General features: G+C 70.2%; 18 protein-coding genes. 7 read left to right on the top strand and 11 right to left on the bottom strand.

Going from position 1 to position 16,830, the window contains the following annotated elements:
- The first annotated feature begins 1 nt into the window (after window position 1).
- On the top strand, window positions 2-1,096 hold the full coding sequence (locus AC4FS2_RS08840) for a DNA glycosylase AlkZ-like family protein (RefSeq protein WP_491152023.1): 1,095 nt from the start codon (window positions 2-4) through the stop codon (window positions 1,094-1,096).
- On the opposite strand, the gene AC4FS2_RS08835 is transcribed toward AC4FS2_RS08840, so the two are convergent.
- The gene (locus tag AC4FS2_RS08835; RefSeq protein WP_491152025.1) at window positions 1,097-2,005 is read right to left on the bottom strand and encodes a hypothetical protein; all 909 of its coding nucleotides are present in this window, start codon (window positions 2,003-2,005) and stop codon (window positions 1,097-1,099) included.
- Entirely contained in the window at window positions 2,002-3,273 is a 1,272-nt protein-coding gene (locus tag AC4FS2_RS08830; RefSeq protein WP_491152026.1) for a winged helix-turn-helix domain-containing protein, read from the bottom strand. Before AC4FS2_RS08830 ends, AC4FS2_RS08835 begins: the two co-directional genes overlap by 4 nt.
- A gap of 61 nt (window positions 3,274-3,334) precedes the next feature.
- On the opposite strand from AC4FS2_RS08830, the gene AC4FS2_RS08825 reads away from it, so the two are divergent.
- On the top strand, window positions 3,335-4,534 hold the full coding sequence (locus AC4FS2_RS08825) for an AI-2E family transporter (RefSeq protein WP_491177073.1): 1,200 nt from the start codon (window positions 3,335-3,337) through the stop codon (window positions 4,532-4,534).
- Complete coding sequence (gene ilvA / locus AC4FS2_RS08820; protein ID WP_491152030.1) at window positions 4,531-5,787, top strand: threonine ammonia-lyase; 1,257 nt, start codon at window positions 4,531-4,533, stop codon at window positions 5,785-5,787. The genes AC4FS2_RS08825 and ilvA overlap by 4 nt, the downstream gene beginning before the upstream one ends.
- A gap of 4 nt (window positions 5,788-5,791) precedes the next feature.
- Here ilvA and greA read toward each other — a convergent pair whose 3' ends face one another.
- Both greA and AC4FS2_RS08810 read right to left on the bottom strand, forming a co-directional pair.
- Window positions 5,792-6,283 carry a transcription elongation factor GreA gene (gene greA, locus AC4FS2_RS08815; RefSeq protein ID WP_491152032.1) on the bottom strand — a complete coding sequence of 164 codons (492 nt, stop codon included), beginning with the start codon at window positions 6,281-6,283 and terminating at the stop codon, window positions 5,792-5,794.
- 91 nt (window positions 6,284-6,374) lie between these two features.
- On the bottom strand, window positions 6,375-6,770 hold the full coding sequence (locus tag AC4FS2_RS08810; RefSeq protein WP_491152033.1) for a DUF4307 domain-containing protein: 396 nt from the start codon (window positions 6,768-6,770) through the stop codon (window positions 6,375-6,377).
- A 64-nt stretch (window positions 6,771-6,834) separates the two neighbouring features.
- On the opposite strand from AC4FS2_RS08810, the gene AC4FS2_RS08805 reads away from it, so the two are divergent.
- Entirely contained in the window at window positions 6,835-7,119 is a 285-nt protein-coding gene (locus AC4FS2_RS08805; RefSeq protein WP_491152035.1) for a hypothetical protein, read from the top strand.
- Window positions 7,120-7,146: 27 nt separating this feature from the next.
- Here the strand turns inward: AC4FS2_RS08805 and trhA are convergent, their stop codons facing one another.
- Window positions 7,147-7,887 (bottom strand): PAQR family membrane homeostasis protein TrhA, encoded by a 741-nt coding sequence (trhA, locus tag AC4FS2_RS08800; protein ID WP_491152036.1) that lies wholly within the window; start codon window positions 7,885-7,887, stop codon window positions 7,147-7,149.
- Window positions 7,888-7,955: 68 nt separating this feature from the next.
- On the opposite strand from trhA, the gene AC4FS2_RS08795 reads away from it, so the two are divergent.
- From AC4FS2_RS08795 to phoH2, 3 genes are all read left to right on the top strand, one after another.
- Window positions 7,956-8,741, top strand: a complete 786-nt coding sequence (locus AC4FS2_RS08795) for an isoprenyl transferase (RefSeq protein WP_491152037.1) — start codon at window positions 7,956-7,958, stop codon at window positions 8,739-8,741.
- A 52-nt stretch (window positions 8,742-8,793) separates the two neighbouring features.
- On the top strand, window positions 8,794-9,903 hold the full coding sequence (locus AC4FS2_RS08790; protein ID WP_491177069.1) for an aminotransferase class V-fold PLP-dependent enzyme: 1,110 nt from the start codon (window positions 8,794-8,796) through the stop codon (window positions 9,901-9,903).
- Between the two features lie 230 nt (window positions 9,904-10,133).
- Window positions 10,134-11,468, top strand: a complete 1,335-nt coding sequence (gene phoH2 / locus AC4FS2_RS08785; RefSeq protein WP_491155622.1) for an RNA 5'-3' helicase PhoH2 — start codon at window positions 10,134-10,136, stop codon at window positions 11,466-11,468.
- 293 nt (window positions 11,469-11,761) lie between these two features.
- Here the strand turns inward: phoH2 and AC4FS2_RS08780 are convergent, their stop codons facing one another.
- The 6 genes from AC4FS2_RS08780 to AC4FS2_RS08755 are packed head-to-tail and all read right to left on the bottom strand — an operon-like array spanning window position 11,762 to window position 16,830.
- On the bottom strand, window positions 11,762-12,418 hold the full coding sequence (locus AC4FS2_RS08780) for a response regulator transcription factor (protein ID WP_491152041.1): 657 nt from the start codon (window positions 12,416-12,418) through the stop codon (window positions 11,762-11,764).
- Window positions 12,415-13,839: a sensor histidine kinase gene (locus tag AC4FS2_RS08775; protein ID WP_491152043.1), complete on the bottom strand. Its 1,425-nt coding sequence runs from the start codon at window positions 13,837-13,839 to the stop codon at window positions 12,415-12,417. The genes AC4FS2_RS08780 and AC4FS2_RS08775 overlap by 4 nt, the downstream gene beginning before the upstream one ends.
- A gap of 52 nt (window positions 13,840-13,891) precedes the next feature.
- Window positions 13,892-15,286, bottom strand: a complete 1,395-nt coding sequence (locus AC4FS2_RS08770; protein WP_491152045.1) for a class II fumarate hydratase — start codon at window positions 15,284-15,286, stop codon at window positions 13,892-13,894.
- 37 nt (window positions 15,287-15,323) lie between these two features.
- A complete protein-coding gene (locus AC4FS2_RS08765) occupies window positions 15,324-15,977 on the bottom strand; it encodes a carbonic anhydrase (protein WP_491152046.1) in 654 nt (217 codons plus the stop codon).
- Window positions 15,974-16,603 carry a DUF4245 family protein gene (locus AC4FS2_RS08760; protein ID WP_491152048.1) on the bottom strand — a complete coding sequence of 210 codons (630 nt, stop codon included), beginning with the start codon at window positions 16,601-16,603 and terminating at the stop codon, window positions 15,974-15,976. The genes AC4FS2_RS08765 and AC4FS2_RS08760 overlap by 4 nt, the downstream gene beginning before the upstream one ends.
- A complete protein-coding gene (locus tag AC4FS2_RS08755) occupies window positions 16,603-16,830 on the bottom strand; it encodes an exodeoxyribonuclease VII small subunit (RefSeq protein WP_491152050.1) in 228 nt (75 codons plus the stop codon). The genes AC4FS2_RS08760 and AC4FS2_RS08755 overlap by 1 nt, the downstream gene beginning before the upstream one ends.

Here is a 16,830-nt window from a genome sequence, read left to right as displayed (position 1 = left end):
GGTGCACCGCCTCGCCCCGCGGGACGCGCGGCGTCTTGCGGTGCGCGCTCAGCGACTGGATGCGGAGCGCCCGGCCGACATCCTTGAAACGCTCGACGCGCTCCGGCTGATCAGCATCGATCCGACCCCGGCGATCGCGCCCAGCGCCGACCACATCCTGTGGAGCCGGATCGGCTGGCCGTACCAGCCCGCTGACCTCGCCCGTGCCGTGGAGATCGACCGCACCGTCTTTCAGTGGGGCGGCTTCTACCGCCCGATGGAGGATCTGCCGCTGTACCGCCCGCAGATGCGCGCGTGGCCGACATACCGAAAGCACCGTGAATGGCTGGAGGCCAACGCGACCTTCCAGCGTGATGTGCTCGACCTGCTCCGCGACGGCGGGCCGCTGCGCACCGGAGAGATCCCTGACACCAGTGCCGTGGCGTGGCCGTCGACCGGATGGACCAATGCCCGCAACGTGACACAGATGCTGGAGTTCCTCGCGCTGCGCGGCGAGGTCGCGATCTCTGGGCGGGATGGGCGGCAGCGCCTCTGGGATCTCGCCGAGCGCGTCTATCCCGACGACCTGCCCGATGTCGACGACGAGACCGCCGCTCGCGGCCGAGCCGAGAACCGGCTCCGCTCCCTCGGTCTGGCGCGGGCCGGCTCGCTGGCCCAACGGGGGGACCCCATCGATGGGGGCGACGTCGGGGAGGAGGCGGAGGTGCACGGCGTCCCCGGGCGCTGGCGGGTGGATGCGGCGGCTCTGGCCCTCCTGGACGAGTGGGCGGGACGCGCCGCTCTCGTGTCGCCGTTCGACCGGTTGGTGTCCGACCGCACCCGCGCTCAGGAGCTGTTCGGCTTCGAGTACCTCCTGGAGATGTACAAGCCGGCCGCCCAGCGACGGTGGGGATACTTCGCGCTCCCGGTGCTGGTCAGGGACGAGTTGATCGGCAAACTCGACGCGAAGGCCGATGCCAAGTCGGGCGTGCTCCGCGTCACGGCGCTGCACGAAGACCGGCCGTTCTCCGAGGAGGAGACCGCGGAGGTCCTCGCCGAGATCGACGACCTGGCCCGGTGGCTCGGTCTCGAGGTGATCGGAAGCGAGCGCGCGTGATCAGTGCACGCCGAGGAGGATCTCGCTACCGTCGACACGGACCTCGCCGCGCAGCGACCAGGCGTCGTTGCGGTAGGTGAACACGGCCGGCGCGCCACCGCGATCCGTGCCGCTGACGGTCGCGACGATCACACCCCCGGTCGCCTCGAACGAGCGTGCATCCGGGGCGATCGCCACGGCGGGGAGCTGCTCGACGCGGAACGCGAAGCGTGTGGCTGCGGCCAGATCGGCGGCCCAGGGAATGCGGAGTCCGCAGGCCTCGGGAACCTCCGTGCCGCCGCTCGCGCACGCGGTCGCATAGGCGTCGATCTGAGCCTGCGCCCGGGCCGTCGCATCCGCGGTCAACGAGGCGTCGACGTGCACCTCGGTCGCCTGGTCGTTCGAGACGGCGGTCGTCGCGCCCCCGGTCACGAGCCCGTCGGGCGCGGCCGCGAACTCGTACACCGCGGGGAGCAGCGACGTGGTGCCCGTGGCGAGGAGCACGTCTCCGACGCGGACGGCTGCGCCGATCGTCGTGCTGATCTCTACGTGGGCAAGGAAGCCGTCGGTGACCTGCCATCGCCCGTCGATCTGCTCCATCCGGAACGAGATCCGCCGCTCGGCTCCGTCGAGGGTCGCCGTCGCCTGCACCGCGGCGGTGCGGGCGTCTCCGTCGAGCTCCTCGACGCGCGGAGCCTCGGGATACGAGATCGCGGCGGCGAAGGCGGCGAGAAGTCGCTCGTGGTCGGTCCCGCGAACGTCGGCGAGGGAGCCGGCGACCGCCCGGGGGTCTCCGTCTTCCAGCGCGGCCAGATACGCCCGGGCAGCGTCTTCCGGACCGGTCGGCCGCGTCGTGGACCACAGGACGAGCGCCGCGGCGACCAGCGCCACCGCGGCGGCGGCGAGCGCCACCGCGGTGCGCCGCTTCACACCGGCTCCTCGGGCGTGAGCGCCACCGCCTCGGCATCGGCCCGCTCATGCCGGCCGGCCGTGGGGAGAGCCCTCGCCAGGTCGTCGACGGCATCGCCCCAGCGCGACACCGACACGTGCTCCAGGCCCTGCCACCGAGCCGCACGCAGTAGTTCGGCGGCCAGGCGCTCGGCGGCATCGGGAGGGCGCGATGCCTCCCACCACGCCGACTGCACCCGGAGGGTGCTGGCCGCACGATCGGCCTTGAGATCCACCCGGCCCACCACGTCATCGCCGACGACGACCGGCAGCGAGTAGTAGCCGTACCGGCGCTGCGCGGCGGGCGTGTAGATCTCGATGCGGTACGAGAAATCGAAGAGGCGCTCGGCTCGGTCGCGGAACCACACCAACGGGTCGAACGGCGTGAGCAGCGCGGTGACGTCGGTCTCGCGCGGCACGACGGCGTCGCGATGCAGCCACGCCCGTGCGGGGCGTCCGCCCACCGCCCACCCGGCGACGGTGACCGGGGACAGCTCGCCCATGTCGACGAGGTCGCCGACCGCCTGCAGCACGGCAGGGCGGTCGCGGATGCGCCAGTAGTCGGCGAGGTCGGATGCGGTGGCGACACCGTACGCGCGCGCCGCGCGCCGCACGAGTTCGCGGACGGCATCGGCACGCGGCACGGGATTCGCCAGCACCGCACCGGGAATCACGTCCTCGGCGAGGGCGTAGCGCCGTTCGAATCCGCGGCGACCCGCGATCGCCACCTCGCCGGACAGCCAGAGGTGCTCCAGCGTCTGCTTGACCTGCCCCCAGTCCCACCACGGTCCGCGTGCCCCGCGCGACAGGTCGCTCTCGATCTGCGCGGGTCGCAGGGGCCCCCGGCCGGCCAGTTCCCGGCGCACCCAGGCCACCGTATCGGCGTGCGTGGTGAGCCATGAGCCGGGGGAGGAGTACTTCTCGCGGAAGGCCTGCATCCGGAAGGCGAAGAGCGACCAGTCCTCAGCGGGGATGAAGGAGGCGACGTGTGCCCAGTACTCCACGTACGGCGCCCGGCGGGCGAAGAGCAGCCGGTCCAGCGCCGCCGTGTCATACGGTCCCAGGCGGGAGAACAGCGGCATGTAGTGCGAGCGCGCGAACACGTTCACGGAATCGATCTGCAGCGTCGCCATGCGACGGATCGCTGCGGACAGGCGACGTGTTCCCGGTTCTTCGTCACGCTGTCGCGAGAACCCTTGTGCGGCGAGGGCCACCCGGCGTGCCTCGGCGGCGCTCAGCGTGGCTCTCACCCCCCGAGCCTAGCTCCGGGCGCCGACACCGCGCGGCGGGCGCGACGCTTAGACTGGCGTGATGAGCGGCTCCGGTCCCGAACAGCGCGGCTCGTTCTTCGATGCGTCGCGACGCCCTGCCGCCGCCGCCGTGACCGCGGACCCCGCCGCTCCCCTCGTCCCGCGGGGACTGCAGGTTGCCACAGCGTATGCGTGGCGACTGCTGGTGCTGGCCGCGGCCACGGGTGTGGCGATCTGGCTCGTGATCCAGCTGAAGCTCCTCGTCATCCCGCTGCTCATCGCCATCCTCGTGTCGGCCCTGCTCTGGCCCGCGCTCTCGTGGATGCTGCGGCACCGGTGGCCCAAGTGGCTCGCGATCGTGATCTCGGTGCTCGGCACCCTCGCGATCGTCTCGGGACTTCTGTGGCTGGCCGTGTGGCAGATCACCCGGGAGTGGGGCGAAGTCCGCGATCGCACCGTCGACGCCGTCGGCCAGCTGCGGCAGTACCTCATCGACGGGCCGATGCACCTGACGGCGCAACAGATCGACGACGCACTGTCGCAAGGGCTCGGCTTCCTCCAGGAGCAGGCCGAGCTGCTGTTGTCGGGTGCCCTGGCGATCGGCAGCACCGTCGGCCACGTGGCCACGGGCATCCTGCTCACCCTCTTCATCCTGCTGTGCATCCTCGCCGACGGTGGGGGCATCTGGCGGTGGACGACGCGTCTGTTCCCCCGCGCCGCACGTCCCGCCGTGGACGGCGCGGGTCGCGCGGGATGGGCGACGGTCGTCACCTACGCGCGGACCCAGCTCCTCGTCGCGACGATCGACGCGGTCGGGATCGGGCTCGGGGCCTTCTTCCTCGGTGTTCCTCTCGCCATCCCCATCGGCGTGCTCGTCTTCCTCGGCGCGTTCGTGCCGTTCGTCGGGGCGGTGGTCACCGGCGCCGTCGCGGTCTTCCTCGCCCTGGTCTACAACGGCCCGTGGATCGCCTTCTGGATGCTGGTGGTGGTGCTGGGCGTCCAGCAGCTCGAGAGTCACGTCCTGCAGCCGCTGCTCATGGGGTCGGCCGTGAAGGTGCACCCCCTCGCGGTGGTCCTCGTGGTGGCGGGGGGAGCCATGGTCGGTGGCATCCCCGGTGCCCTCTTCGCCGTACCGCTGGCCGCGTTCGTGAACGTCGTCGCGGTGTACTTGAGCCGGCGGGCGGGGGACAGCAGCGCACCACCGCCGACGGCTGATCTGATCTGGAGAACCGTGCCGCGGCGCGGGAGGAGAGTCGCATGAGCGTTTCCGCTTCCACGTCCGCCTCTGTGGCGGTTCCGACGCTGGCGGGCTTCCAGGACGCCGCGCAGATGCTCCGCGGAATCATCTTCCGCACCCCCCAGGACGAGTCCCAGCACCTCAGCGAGGTTCTGGGCGTACCGGTTCATCTGAAGCTGGAGAATCTGCAGCGCACGGGATCGTTCAAGATCCGCGGCGCCACCTACCGGCTCTCACGACTCACCGCCGACGAGCGCGCCCGCGGCGTGGTGGCCGCTTCCGCGGGGAACCACGCCCAGGGCGTCGCACTCGCCGCGCAGCAGCTGGGCATTCCGGCCACGATCTTCATGCCGCTGGGTGTGCCCGTGCCGAAGCTCCTCGCCACGCGGGGATACGGCGCGGAGGTCATCCTCGAGGGCGCGACCGTCGAGACTCCGTTGCGGTTGGCGGCGGAGCACGCCCAGCGCACCGGCGCCGTGCTCATCCACCCGTTCGACCACACCGACATCGTGCTCGGGCAGGGAACCCTCGGTCTCGAACTGATCGACGAGCTGCCCGACCTCGCGACGGTCGTCGTGGGAATCGGCGGGGGAGGGCTTGCCGCCGGCGTCGCCGCCGCGGTGAAGATGCGCGCTGCCGCGGTCGGCCGTACCGTCCGCGTGATCGGCGTGCAGGCGGAGAACTCCGCCGCCTATCCCTCGTCCCTCGCGGCCGGGGAACCGCTGGAGGTGTCCACGCGTCCGACGATCGCCGACGGCATCGCGGTGGCCCGACCGGGGGATCTGCCCTTCGCGATGATCCGCGAGTACGTGGACGAGGTCGTCACCGTCACCGAGGACGACATCGCCCGCGCCCTCCTGGTGCTGCTCGAGCGTGCGAAGCAGGTCGTCGAACCCGCCGGCGCTGTGGGGGTCGCGGCCATCCTCGCGGGGAAGGTCCCCGCCATCGGTCCGACCGTCACGATCCTGTCCGGCGGCAACATCGACCCGCTGCTGCTGCAGCGCGTGGTCGCGCACGGGCTCGCCGCATCCGGGCGCTACATGACGATGCGCATTCCGCTGCCCGACCGTCCCGGTCAGCTCGCCCGGGTGTCGGCGCTGCTCGCCGACGTCGGCGCGAACGTGATCGAGGTGCTGCACACGCGCCATGGCCAGGGTATTCAGATCAGTGAGGTGATCCTGCAGCTGAGTGTGGAAACGCGCGGCGCCGAGCACCAGGCGCTGGTGATGGCGACGCTCGAGGCCGCGGGATTCGTGCCGACGATCGCCGCCGACTGAATCGTCACTGCCCGGAGTAGGTCTCGACCTTCACGACCTCGACCGGGATCTCACGCCCGTTCGGCGCCGTGTAGGAGCCTTTATCGCCTTCCCGCATGCCGATGATCGCGGCGCCCAGGGGGGATGCCTCGCTGTAAACGTCGAGCTCGGAGTCCACGGCGATCTCCCGGTTGCCCAGGAGGAAGACCTCTTCGCCGCCGGCGACGATCGCCGTGACGACAGTGCCGGGCTCCACGACGCCGGTGCTCTGGGGCGCAACGCCGACCTTCGCGTTCTTCATCAGGTGCTGCAGTGTGCGGATGCGCGCTTCCTGCTTGCCCTGCTCGTCCTTGGCTGCGTGATAGCCGCCGTTCTCCTTGAGGTCGCCCTCCTCGCGCGCCGACTCGATGCGCTTGGCGATCTCTTCGCGTCCGGTCGTAGAAAGGTGTTCGAGTTCGGTAGCGAGCCGATCGTAGGCGTCCTGCGTGAGGAACGTCTCGGGTGCGTCACTGGACACGTCGCTCTCCTTCGCCTCGGTGAGCCGGCGTGGGCCGGCCCGGGATACGGAAACGCCCCGGCTCAGGCCAGGGCGTCATGATCCGAACAGCTTAGGTGACCCAGCAGCTGTTCACCAAACCTGTCGTGGCCAGCGCGACCGTCGGAATGGTTTCCGCGAACACGCGGCCGTGCCCGTCGGCCGGCGGATATTCCACGACCCGCCATCCGACGATGCCATGCTCCTCGTCTTGCGCCTCCAGCACGCAAGCGAGGCCCGCGCCGGGCGGAGCGGTGACCTGGAAGGTCACCGTCACGGTGCGCTCGTCGGCGACGTCGTACCCGGTTCCCACGACATCCACGGCGTTCATGGTCTGTGACACGGTTGACCACCCGAGAGCGAGCACCAGGGCGGAGGCGATCACGCCGACGATCACCCATCCGGTGATCCGACGCCGGCGGGAGCGGGTTCGCCCATATCGCTCGTCGAGCATGTGCTGCGTGGTCATCATTCCTCGGGGCGTTCTAGGCTTGTCACTCCAGGCTATGCGCTCCGGCGCGGAACGAGGACCCATGTACGACGCGCTCATCGCCGCCGCGGTCACCCGCACGCCAGAGCCGACCGCGCCTCCGGCGGAGCTGGTGACCCCCGGGCCGTGGGGCTTCGCCGTGATCGCCCTCCTGGCTCTCGCGGTTGCTCTGCTGGTCTTCGACATGCTGCGGCGGATCCGGCGCGGTCGCTACCGGGAAGACATCGCCGCCGAACTCGACGCGGAAGAACAGGCGCGCGCCGCGACGCAGGCGACCAGCGCGGACGACCAGGACATCGACCCCGAGGATGACCCCGCGCGGCGATGAAACCGGCCGGCGGCAGGGCTCCGAGAGTCAGCCGCCGTGGTACGCCGGATGCAGCACGATGAGCAGGATCGCCGTCCAGTGGCAGAGGTACGCCAGTGCCGTGCACACGTGGAAGATCTCGTGGAAGCCGAAGTGCCCGGGCCACGGGTTGGGGCGCTTCATGGCGTACACGATCGCCCCGGCGGTGTAGAGCAGGCCGCCGATGAGGACCAGCGTCATCATCGCGGCGTTGGCGTCGAAGAGGTCGAACAGGTACATCAGCGCGGCCCATCCCAGGGCGAGGTAGAGCGCGACGTACAGCCAGCGCGGAGCGTTCAGCCAGAAGATGCGGAAGAAGATCCCGGCGATCGCTCCGCCCCACACCACCGAGAGCAGGATGATCGCCTTGTCGGTGGGGAGCGCGAGCACGGCCATCGGCGTATACGTGCCGGCGATCAACAGCAGGATGTTCGCGTGGTCGATGCGCTTGAGGATCGCTCTCGTTCTCGGCTTCCAGTCCAGCCGGTGGTAGAGCGCCGAGTTGCCGAACAGCAGGATCGAGGTGACCAGGAACACCACCGAGGCCCACTTCGCCGGGGCACCCTGCGCCACCGAGATGAGGATGACGCCGCCGATGATCGCGACGGGGAGGGTTGCGGCATGGATCCAGCCGCGCCACGTGGGCTTGACTTCGCTCTGCGCGCCGACCGCGCCGGCGTCGATGAGCGGCAGCTCGGGAACACCGGCCCCGTCCGTGGGAATGTCGGTGCGAGGTGTGCGGCGGGTCACGCTACGAGCCTACGCGCAGGCACATTCCGGACGCGGCACGTGCGTAGCCGCACGGTAGCGTAGAGGCCGTGACCGGCGGCCGCAGCAATCAGGGCAGGGGATTGCTCTATCGGCTCTACAGCAAACGCCTCCGCCGGCGCCTGAGGCCCGAGACCGTGCCCCACCACGTCGCGATGATGATCGACGGGAATCGGCGATGGGCACGTCAGCTCGGCTACGAGACGGCAGCGCACGGGCACCGGGCCGGTGCTGCGAAGATGCGCGAGTTCCTGCGCTGGTGCGATGACCTCGGCATCCGCGTCGTCTCGCTCTACCTGCTGTCCACCGACAACCTCCGCAAGCGTGATTCGCGGGAGCTGACCGATCTCATCGAGATCATCGCCGACCTCGCCGAAGGGATCTCCCACGAGCCGGACTGGCGGGTTCAGCACGTCGGACGTGCCGACCTCCTGCCGGCAGAACTCGCCCGCGTTCTCGGCGACGCGGAGGACCGGACGCGTGCCCACACGGGCTTGCACGTGAACCTCGCCGTGGGCTACGGCGGCCGGAGCGAGATCGTCGACGCGGTACGCAGCATCATCGCGCAGCACGACAAGGAGGGCGGTTCGCTGGAGGAGCTCGCCGCCAGCCTCACTCCCGAGCAGATCGGCGAGCATCTCTACACCGGTGGCCAAGCGGACCCGGACCTCGTCATCCGGACCTCCGGTGAGCAGCGACTCAGCGACTTCCTCCTGTGGCAGAGCGCGCACAGCGAGTTCTACTTCGTCGAGGCCCTCGGCCCCGACCTCCGCGAGGTGGACTTCCTGCGCGCCATCCGCGACTACGCCGACCGCGACCGCCGCTTCGGCAGCTGACGGCGCCGGACGCGATCCCCGGCCGGATCCGGCCGATGTCAGAATGCCTGTCATGACAGCTCTCGACGGCTATCTGACGTCTTTCGACATCGAGCCGGGATATCTCGACTGGGCCAGTTTCGGCCCGCTGTCGCCCGTTGTGCGGGATGAGGCGGCGGCGGACCTGGGTCAGCTCGCCTCCGGGCGGCCGTCGGGGATGCAGTTCGTAGCCGCACGGGAGACGCGCGCCCGCGCCTTGCTGGCCGACCTGCTCGCCACCGATCAGGACCATGTCGTCCTTCAGCCCTCCACCACCTACGGGCTGCAGCAGGCGCTGTACGGGTTGAGTGGCACTCTTCTGGTGTCCCGTGCGGAGTTCCCGAGCCTCACCGTCACCGCCGCTCGCGCGGAGGCGGTGGGCGGCGCCGGCGTCCGCTGGCTCGAGCCGCCCTCCGGCTTCGTCACCCCGGACGCTATCCGCGCCGCGCTCACCGACGACGTCTCGGCGCTGGCGGTCAGCCTCGTCGATTTCCGCACCGGGTACGCCGCCGACCTGACGGCGCTCCGCGACGCCGTGGGCGACCGGCTGCTCATCGTCGACGCCATGCAGGGATTCGGCGTGGTGGAGGCCGACTACGCTGCCGCCGATGTCGTGGCGGGAAACGGCTACAAGTGGCTCCGGGCCGGACGCGGCACGGGGTTCGCCGCTTTCTCCGATCGAGCCCTGGAGCGCCTCATCCCTCGCCTGTCAGGCTTCGCGGGAACGGGCAGCTCGCTGCCGCTGGATGAGGTGCCCCCCGCAGCGGCCGGTGCCGTCCGGTTCACCGTGACCGCCGCCGACCCGCTGGCGGCCAGCCGGCTCGCCGCCAGCGTGGAAGAACTGCATGCGGTCGGGGTGAGCGCGGTCGCCGAGGCGGTTGCCGCGCGCGCCGGGGACGTCATCCGTCTGGCGGATCGGTACGGCGTTCCGGTCGCCACGCCGCGGGACTCGGCGCGCCGTGCGGGGATCGTCGCCCTCGCGCCCGCGCCCGAGCATGCGGCGGCTCTCGTCGCCGCACTCGCGAACCACGGGCTCTCCACGCGCACCCGGTCGGGCCTCGTGCGGGTGTCCCCGCACGCGGGCACGGACGCCGGGACACTGCGGATGCTGGGTGACGCGCTGGCCGACTTCGCGGCGGGCTGAACGCCCCGACACGCCGAATTCACGTCCCCGACACAATCCCGTGGCGTGTCGGAGGAGAGGCGCGTCCGAGGCCGGTCGTACGGTGATCGCATCGGGCAAGGCGCCCGGTCGGGTCGGCCTCTAGGATCGCGACTCGCAACCAACGGTCGACTCGAGACTGCCGGGTGCAGAACCCGGGTCGGGAGTGGGTTGTGACCGCACACGCAGCACCGAACCAGTACGGCAGCACCATCAGCGAAGACACCGTCACCGTGGAGGAGCTGCCGACGGAGCAGGATCTCCGCACCTACGTTCTCGACACCTCGGTCCTCCTGAGCGACCCACGCGCCTTCTTCCGCTTCGCCGAGCATTCCGTCGTCATCCCGGTCGTGGTGATCACCGAGCTCGAGGGCAAGCGCCACGACCCGGAGCTCGGTTACTTCGCGCGGCAGGCGCTCCGTCACCTCGACGGTCTCCGTGTCGAGCACGGCCGCCTCGACTTCCCGGTGCCGGTGGGCTCCGGCGGCACGCTGCGGGTCGAGCTGAGCAACACCGACCCGGGGGTCCTGCCCACGGGGATCCGGCTCGGCGACAACGACACGCGCATCCTCGCCGTCGCCATGCACCTGGCGCAGGACGGGACGGAGGTGACGGTCGTCTCCAAGGACCTCCCGATGCGCGTCAAAGCCGCCTCGCTCGGCCTTCACGCCGAGGAGTACCTCGCCGAGCAGGCAGTGGATTCGGGATGGACCGGCATCGCCGACCTCAACGTCGGTGGTGATGAGATGAGCGATCTGTACGAGTCGGAGGTCGCCTCCAGCCCCGATGTCATCGGACTGCCGGTGAACACCGGCCTCATCATCCACTCCGAGCGCGGGTCGGCCCTCGGGCGCGTGACGGGGGAGGGCGCCTACCGTCTCGTCCGTGGTGACCGGGAGGTCTTCGGCCTGCACGGCCGCTCGGCGGAGCAGCGGATCGCCATCGACCTGCTTCTCGACCCCGACGTGGGCATCGTCTCCCTCGGCGGGCGTGCGGGCACCGGCAAGTCGGCGATCGCGCTGTGCGCCGGCCTCGAGGCGGTTCTCGAGCGTCAGCAACAGCGGAAGATCATCGTCTTCCGCCCGCTGTTCGCGGTGGGAGGGCAGGAGCTCGGATACCTCCCGGGCGATGCCGCGGAGAAGATGAACCCGTGGGGTCAGGCAGTGTTCGACACGCTCGGGTCGGTCGTGTCGGCGAACGTCCTCGAGGAAGTCCTCGCACGGGGACTTCTCGAGGTACTGCCGCTCACCCATATCCGGGGTCGGTCGCTGCACGACGCGTTCGTGATCGTGGATGAGGCGCAGTCGCTCGAGCGGAACGTGCTCTTGACGGTGCTCAGCCGCATCGGCCAGAATTCGCGCGTCATCCTCACCCACGATGTCGGCCAGCGCGACAACCTCCGCGTCGGCCGGCACGACGGCATCGCCTCCGTCATCGAGACGCTCAAGGGCCACGGTCTCTTCGGGCACGTGACGCTCACCCGGTCGGAGCGCTCGGCGATCGCGGCACTGGTCACGGACCTCCTGGAGGCCGGCGAGCTGTCGTGAGGGGGTCGGGACGGGCGGAACCGCGACATGAGAGCACTCTCACGCGCCGCTCCGCCTGCTCTCACGAATCTGGCGGAAAATTACAGCATCGCGAGTGAAGTCTCGCGCCGCCCCTGTGGCGGGTACCCCCCTCGAGAGGTACGGACCCGAAAGGGTCCACCCACGAAGAAGGAGTCATCGCTTTCGGGTAACGAGATCGATGCGCCCGGAGTTCCCCCAGCTCCGGTCCTCCCCATCAGCCCCCGGCGTCCCCCAGCGCCGGGGGCTCTCTCGTGTCCGCGGGTGCGGAGGAATCACTCCCAGCGGTAGCCCGCGCCGCGCACCGTGGTGATGTGTTCGTGTCCCAGCTTGCCGCGCAGGTACCGCACGTAGACGTCGACCACGTTGGAGCCGGGGTCGAAGTCGAGGCCCCACACCCGGCTGAGAAGCTGCTCGCGGCTGAGGACCTGGCCCGGATGGCGAAGGAACTGCTCAGCGAGGGCGAACTCGCGCGCGCTGAGGTCCACTTCCCGTCCCGCGACGGTGGCTCGCCGCGTCAGCACGTCCAGAGCGACCTCACCGTGCACGATCGCGATCGTGCTGCTCTGCACGTTCTCTCGGAGGCGCGAGCGAACGCGGGCGAGCAGTTCGTCGAACTTGAACGGCTTGGCGACGTAATCGTTGGCACCGGCATCCAGGCCGTCGACGGTGTCGCGGGTGCTCGAGCGCGCCGTGAGCATGATGACCGGCAGGGTGGAACCCTGTCCGCGAAGGTGACGCAGCACCTCGAAGCCGTCCAGCGACGGCAGGCCGATATCGAGGAGAAGGAGGTCGATCCCGCCCGACAGTGCCGTCTCGAGCGCCTCGGCGCCGTCCTCGACGACCTGCGTGCGGTACCCGGCGGACTCGAGCCCGCGGCTGATGAACGCCGAGATACGGGTCTCGTCCTCGGCGATGAGGATGAGCGTCATCCGGAGGCCTCCCGCTGTTGCACCACGTCGCCGGCGCGGACCGGCGCCGGGAGGTCGGCGGCCCGTCCGCGCCCGGGCGGGATGTGGATCGTGAGCGTGGCGCCGCCTCCGGGTGTTTCGGCGACGGAGCAGTGGCCGTCGTGGGCCTTCACGATCGCGTCGACGATCGCCAGGCCCAACCCCGAGCCGCCGACCGTGCGGCGTCCTTCGGCCCGGTCGAAGCGGCGGAAGATGCGGTGCCGGGACGCCGGAGGGATACCCGGACCGTGGTCGCGCACCCAGAGGCGGGCGCCGCGGTCATCCAGGGCGCTCCCGATTTCGACGGGCGTGCCCTCCGGGGTGTACTTGGCGGCGTTGTCGGCGAGCTGCAACCAGGCCTGCAGGAGGCGGTCGTAGTCGCCGTCGACGCGCCCGTAACCGCGAGCTTCGACGCTCCAGCGATGCCCGGGGATGACGGCGACCAGTTCTCCGACGCGGGCCGTCAGCGCGTCGACGTCGACGACGCTCATCGACAGCGCCCCGTCCTCCACGGCAGCAAGCAGATCGATGTCGTCGACGAGACGGGTCATGCGGTCAAGCTCGGAGATGCCGATCTCCCGTGTCGCGGCCACGTCGGCGGGGTCGCGGATGTTCATCATCTCCAGGTGGCCGCGGACGATCGTGATCGGAGTCTTCAGCTCGTGACGCACGTCATCCAGCAGCTGACGCTGCACATCGACGGAGCCCTCGATGCGGTCGAGCATCGAGTTGACCGTCCGGGTCAGGTCCGAGATCTCGTCGTTGCCCTCCGCAGGCAGCCGAGTGCCGAAGTCGTCGATCGTGACCGCATCAGCGGTCGCGCGAAGATCGCGCAGCGGAGAGAGGAAGCGTCCGATGACGAACCATCCGACGATGCCCATGGCCGCGAGGATCGCGACCCCGGCGACGGTGTAGGTGAGGACGCCCGTGACCACCAGCTTCATGCGCGCGTCGAGGAGCACTGCGTGTGCCACCAGGACGTCGCCCTTCGGGATGACCACGTATCGCAGGAGACCCACGTCGCTCCGGACGGTGGAGTACTGCGCGTCACCGGGTGCCCAGGCGCTCACCGTGCGGACGAAGACCTCATCGTCGGCCAGATCGAGGCCGCCGGAGGTCGGCGCCGAAGCGACCACGACGCCGTCCGCCACGGCGACGGTTCCGTCCGTGCGGGCAGGCACGACGCTGCGCACGGCTTCCACGACCGACTCCCGGTCGCGCTCCGTCTCGGCGGTCAGAGATTCGGAGAAGGCCCGCAGCTGCTCATCCGCGGTGTCCAGCACCTCCTGTCGCTGCACCCAGGAGGTGATTCCGCCCGCCACGACGAGCCCGACGCACGCAACGGCGAGGACAGCCCCCAGGATCCGCGCGCGGGCCGAGCCCATTCTCGGCGGGCGGCTCACCTTTCGATTATCGCGCGAGCGGGCGCCGATCCAAGCGCTGAACCGTACCGGATCACCCCGGATACGTCATCGAGAGCAGGTCGAGCTTCTCGTCGAGCTGGGCCTCGGTCAGTTCGCCGCGGTCGACGTAACCCAGATCGATCACGGCCTCCCGCACGGTGATGCCCTTCGCGACAGAGTGCTTGGCGATCTTCGCAGCCGCCTCGTAACCGATCAGCTTGTTCAGGGGGGTCACGATCGACGGTGACATGCCCGCGTACGCCGCGGCACGTTCGACGTTGGCCTCGAGTCCCGCAATCGTCTTGTCGGCCAGCACGCGCATCGTGTTGGCGAGCAGTCGGATGGATTCCAGCAGCGCCGTCCCCATGACGGGAATCGCGACGTTCAGCTCGAACGACCCCGATGCACCGGACCAGGCGATCGTGGCGTCATTGCCGATGACCCGTGCGCACACCATGAGGGTCGCCTCGGGGACGACCGGGTTCACCTTCCCCGGCATGATCGACGAGCCCGGCTGCAGGTCGGGGATGTGGAGTTCCCCGAGGCCCGTGTTCGGCCCCGAGCCCATCCAGCGGAGGTCGTTGTTGATCTTCGTCAGCGACACCGCGATGGTGCGGAGGGCTCCGGATGCCTCGACGAGGCCGTCGCGGTTCGCCTGGGCCTCGAAGTGGTCCTTCGCCTCGGTGATGGGCAGGTCGGTCTCGCCGACGATCAGCTCGATGACCTTCTGCGGGAACCCGGGCGGCGTGTTGATGCCGGTACCGACCGCGGTGCCACCCAGCGGCACCTCGGCGATGCGGGGGATCACGGACTGCACGCGGTCGATGCCCAGCCGCATCTGCCGGGCGTAGCCGCCGAACTCCTGTCCGAGCGTGACGGGCGTGGCGTCCATGAGGTGGGTACGGCCCGACTTGACGACGTCCTTCCACGCCTCGGCCTTCGTCTCGAACGCGACGGCGAGGTGGTCGAGCGCCGGGATCAGGTCGTCGATGAGCGCCTGGGTGGCGGCGATGTGGACCGAGGTGGGGAAGACGTCGTTGGACGACTGCGACGCGTTGACGTGATCGTTGGGGTGTACGGGGGAGCCGAGGTCGCCGCTGGCGAGAGTGGCGAGCACCTCGTTCATGTTCATGTTCGACGACGTGCCGCTGCCCGTCTGGTACACGTCGATGGGGAACTGGTCGGCGTACTCGCCGGCGATGATGCGGTCGGCGGCGCGCGCGATGGCGTCGGCGATGCCGCCGTCGAGGGTTCCGAGGTCCTTGTTGGCGAGGGCCGCGGCCTTCTTGATCCGGGCGAGGGCGACGATCTGTGCGGGATCGAGCGGGTCGCCGGAGATGGGGAAGTTCTCCACCGCACGCTGCGTCTGTGCGGCGTACAGGGCGTTCTTCGGCACGCGCACCTCGCCCATGGTGTCGTGCTCGATGCGGTACTCGGTGTCGGTCACTTCGTCGTCCTCCAGATGCCGGGTGGTTGTCAGGGTGTCAGGGCAGCGGGTCGCCCGCATCGCCCACGATCACGACGGGGACGGCGGTCCCCTCCGCGAGCCGGTAGTTCGCGCCCACGATCGCCAAGCGCCCCTCGGCGACCGCTTCGGAGACGAGTTCGGACCCGTGCAGCAGCTGTGTCACGGTGTCGCGCAGGTGTTCGCGCCCCACCTGCTCGGGGTCGATGGTCGCCGCCGTCGTGGCGTGGTCGGCTCGAAGGACGCGGCGAACAGCGGGAACGATGGGGGCGATCTGCCGCCAGATGAGCGGCGGCAGGTTGGGGGCGTCGGGCTGCACGCTCTCGATCGCGGCGCCGACGGCGCCGCACGCGTCGTGGGCGAGCACCACGATGAGGGGCACCTCGAGCACCGCGACGGCGTACTCCAGGCTGCCGATGACGGAGTCGGAGATCACCTGGCCGGCGTTGCGCACGACGAAGAGATCGCCGAGGCCCTCGTCGAAGATGATCTCCGCGGCGAGGCGGGAGTCGGAGCATCCGAACAGGGCCGCACGGGGCCGCTGGCCTCCGGCCAGTTCGTGGCGGCGCTCGACGTCCTGACGCGGGTGCCGCGGGGCGCCGGAGACGAACCGGTGATTGCCCTCTGCCATCTCGTCCCACACCACCCGCGGGGTGGGGTGCGCCGGCGTCATGATGCGGCTCGCAGGTCGGCGATCTCCGGCGCCAGAGCGCCCGCGACCGTGGCGGCCACAGCGGGGGAGGCCGAGCCGTAGACCATCACGACGTCGGTTCCCGCGTCGGTCGCCAATGCGTACGACACGTTGCCCGCACGAGCCGGATCGGACACGCGGTACTCCTCCCACACGATGCCTTCGATGGTGATGGTGCCGTTCGGCCGGTTTCCGGCCACGACCTCCGCCGTCCACGCCTCATCGGCATCGAACCCCTGAGCGACGCGGACGAACCCCGCGCTGTCGTCGGGGGCGTACACGATCGTCCATGCGTCGATCGTGTCGGCCTGGAGCGTGGCCGAGTTGACACGCCAGTCGTCGGGGACGTCGGGGGTGAGGACGGGGCGCTGCAGAGTGTCGCTGAGGGCGGCGGCTTCGGCCGCCACGTCGATCGGCGGCCGTTCGGCCGGTTCACCGCGGGGGACACCGAGCACCACGACGGCCACCACGATGAGGATGACTCCGAGAGCCGTCAGCAGGTTGCGGAACGTCTTGCTGGACCGGTAAGCCTGGGACGATGCCGCCTTCCGGGCGGCCGTCTCATCGGGGGTTTCGGGGCGTCCGAGCTCGGCGACGATGCGGGCCATCACGACTCCGCAGGTGCCGACCGCGCGGCGTCCAGCCGCCGCTTGGCGCCGAGCAGCCACTCTTCGCAGCGCGCCGCAAGGGCTTCACCACGCTCCCAGAGGGCGAGCGACTCCTCCAGCGTGGGGGCGCCCTGCTCGAGCTCCGCGACCACGCGGACCAGCTCATCGCGGGCCTGCTCGAACGACAAAGTCGCGACTTCGGTGGTGCCCGATTGCGACGCGGTCAT

It is taken from the genome of Microbacterium sp. Z10_103 (assembly GCF_058310455.1).
Note: the sequence above shows the minus strand (reverse complement) of the source record. Positions and strands in the feature narration are given on the sequence as shown.

Bases quoted from the DNA above. Each gene is read 5' to 3' on its own strand.
- AC4FS2_RS08825 (WP_491177073.1), top strand. From the start codon at position 3,335: ATGAGCGGCTCCGGTCCCGAACAGCGCGGCTCGTTCTTCGATGCGTCG.
- ilvA (WP_491152030.1), top strand. From the start codon at position 4,531: ATGAGCGTTTCCGCTTCCACGTCCGCCTCTGTGGCGGTTCCGACGCTG.
- AC4FS2_RS08810 (WP_491152033.1), bottom strand. From the start codon at position 6,770: ATGACCACGCAGCACATGCTCGACGAGCGATATGGGCGAACCCGCTCC.
- AC4FS2_RS08805 (WP_491152035.1), top strand. From the start codon at position 6,835: ATGTACGACGCGCTCATCGCCGCCGCGGTCACCCGCACGCCAGAGCCG.
- AC4FS2_RS08790 (WP_491177069.1), top strand. From the start codon at position 8,794: ATGACAGCTCTCGACGGCTATCTGACGTCTTTCGACATCGAGCCGGGA.
- AC4FS2_RS08780 (WP_491152041.1), bottom strand. From the start codon at position 12,418: ATGACGCTCATCCTCATCGCCGAGGACGAGACCCGTATCTCGGCGTTC.
- AC4FS2_RS08765 (WP_491152046.1), bottom strand. From the start codon at position 15,977: ATGACGCCGGCGCACCCCACCCCGCGGGTGGTGTGGGACGAGATGGCA.
- AC4FS2_RS08760 (WP_491152048.1), bottom strand. From the start codon at position 16,603: ATGGCCCGCATCGTCGCCGAGCTCGGACGCCCCGAAACCCCCGATGAG.
- AC4FS2_RS08755 (WP_491152050.1), bottom strand. From the start codon at position 16,830: ATGACCGCGTCGCAATCGGGCACCACCGAAGTCGCGACTTTGTCGTTC.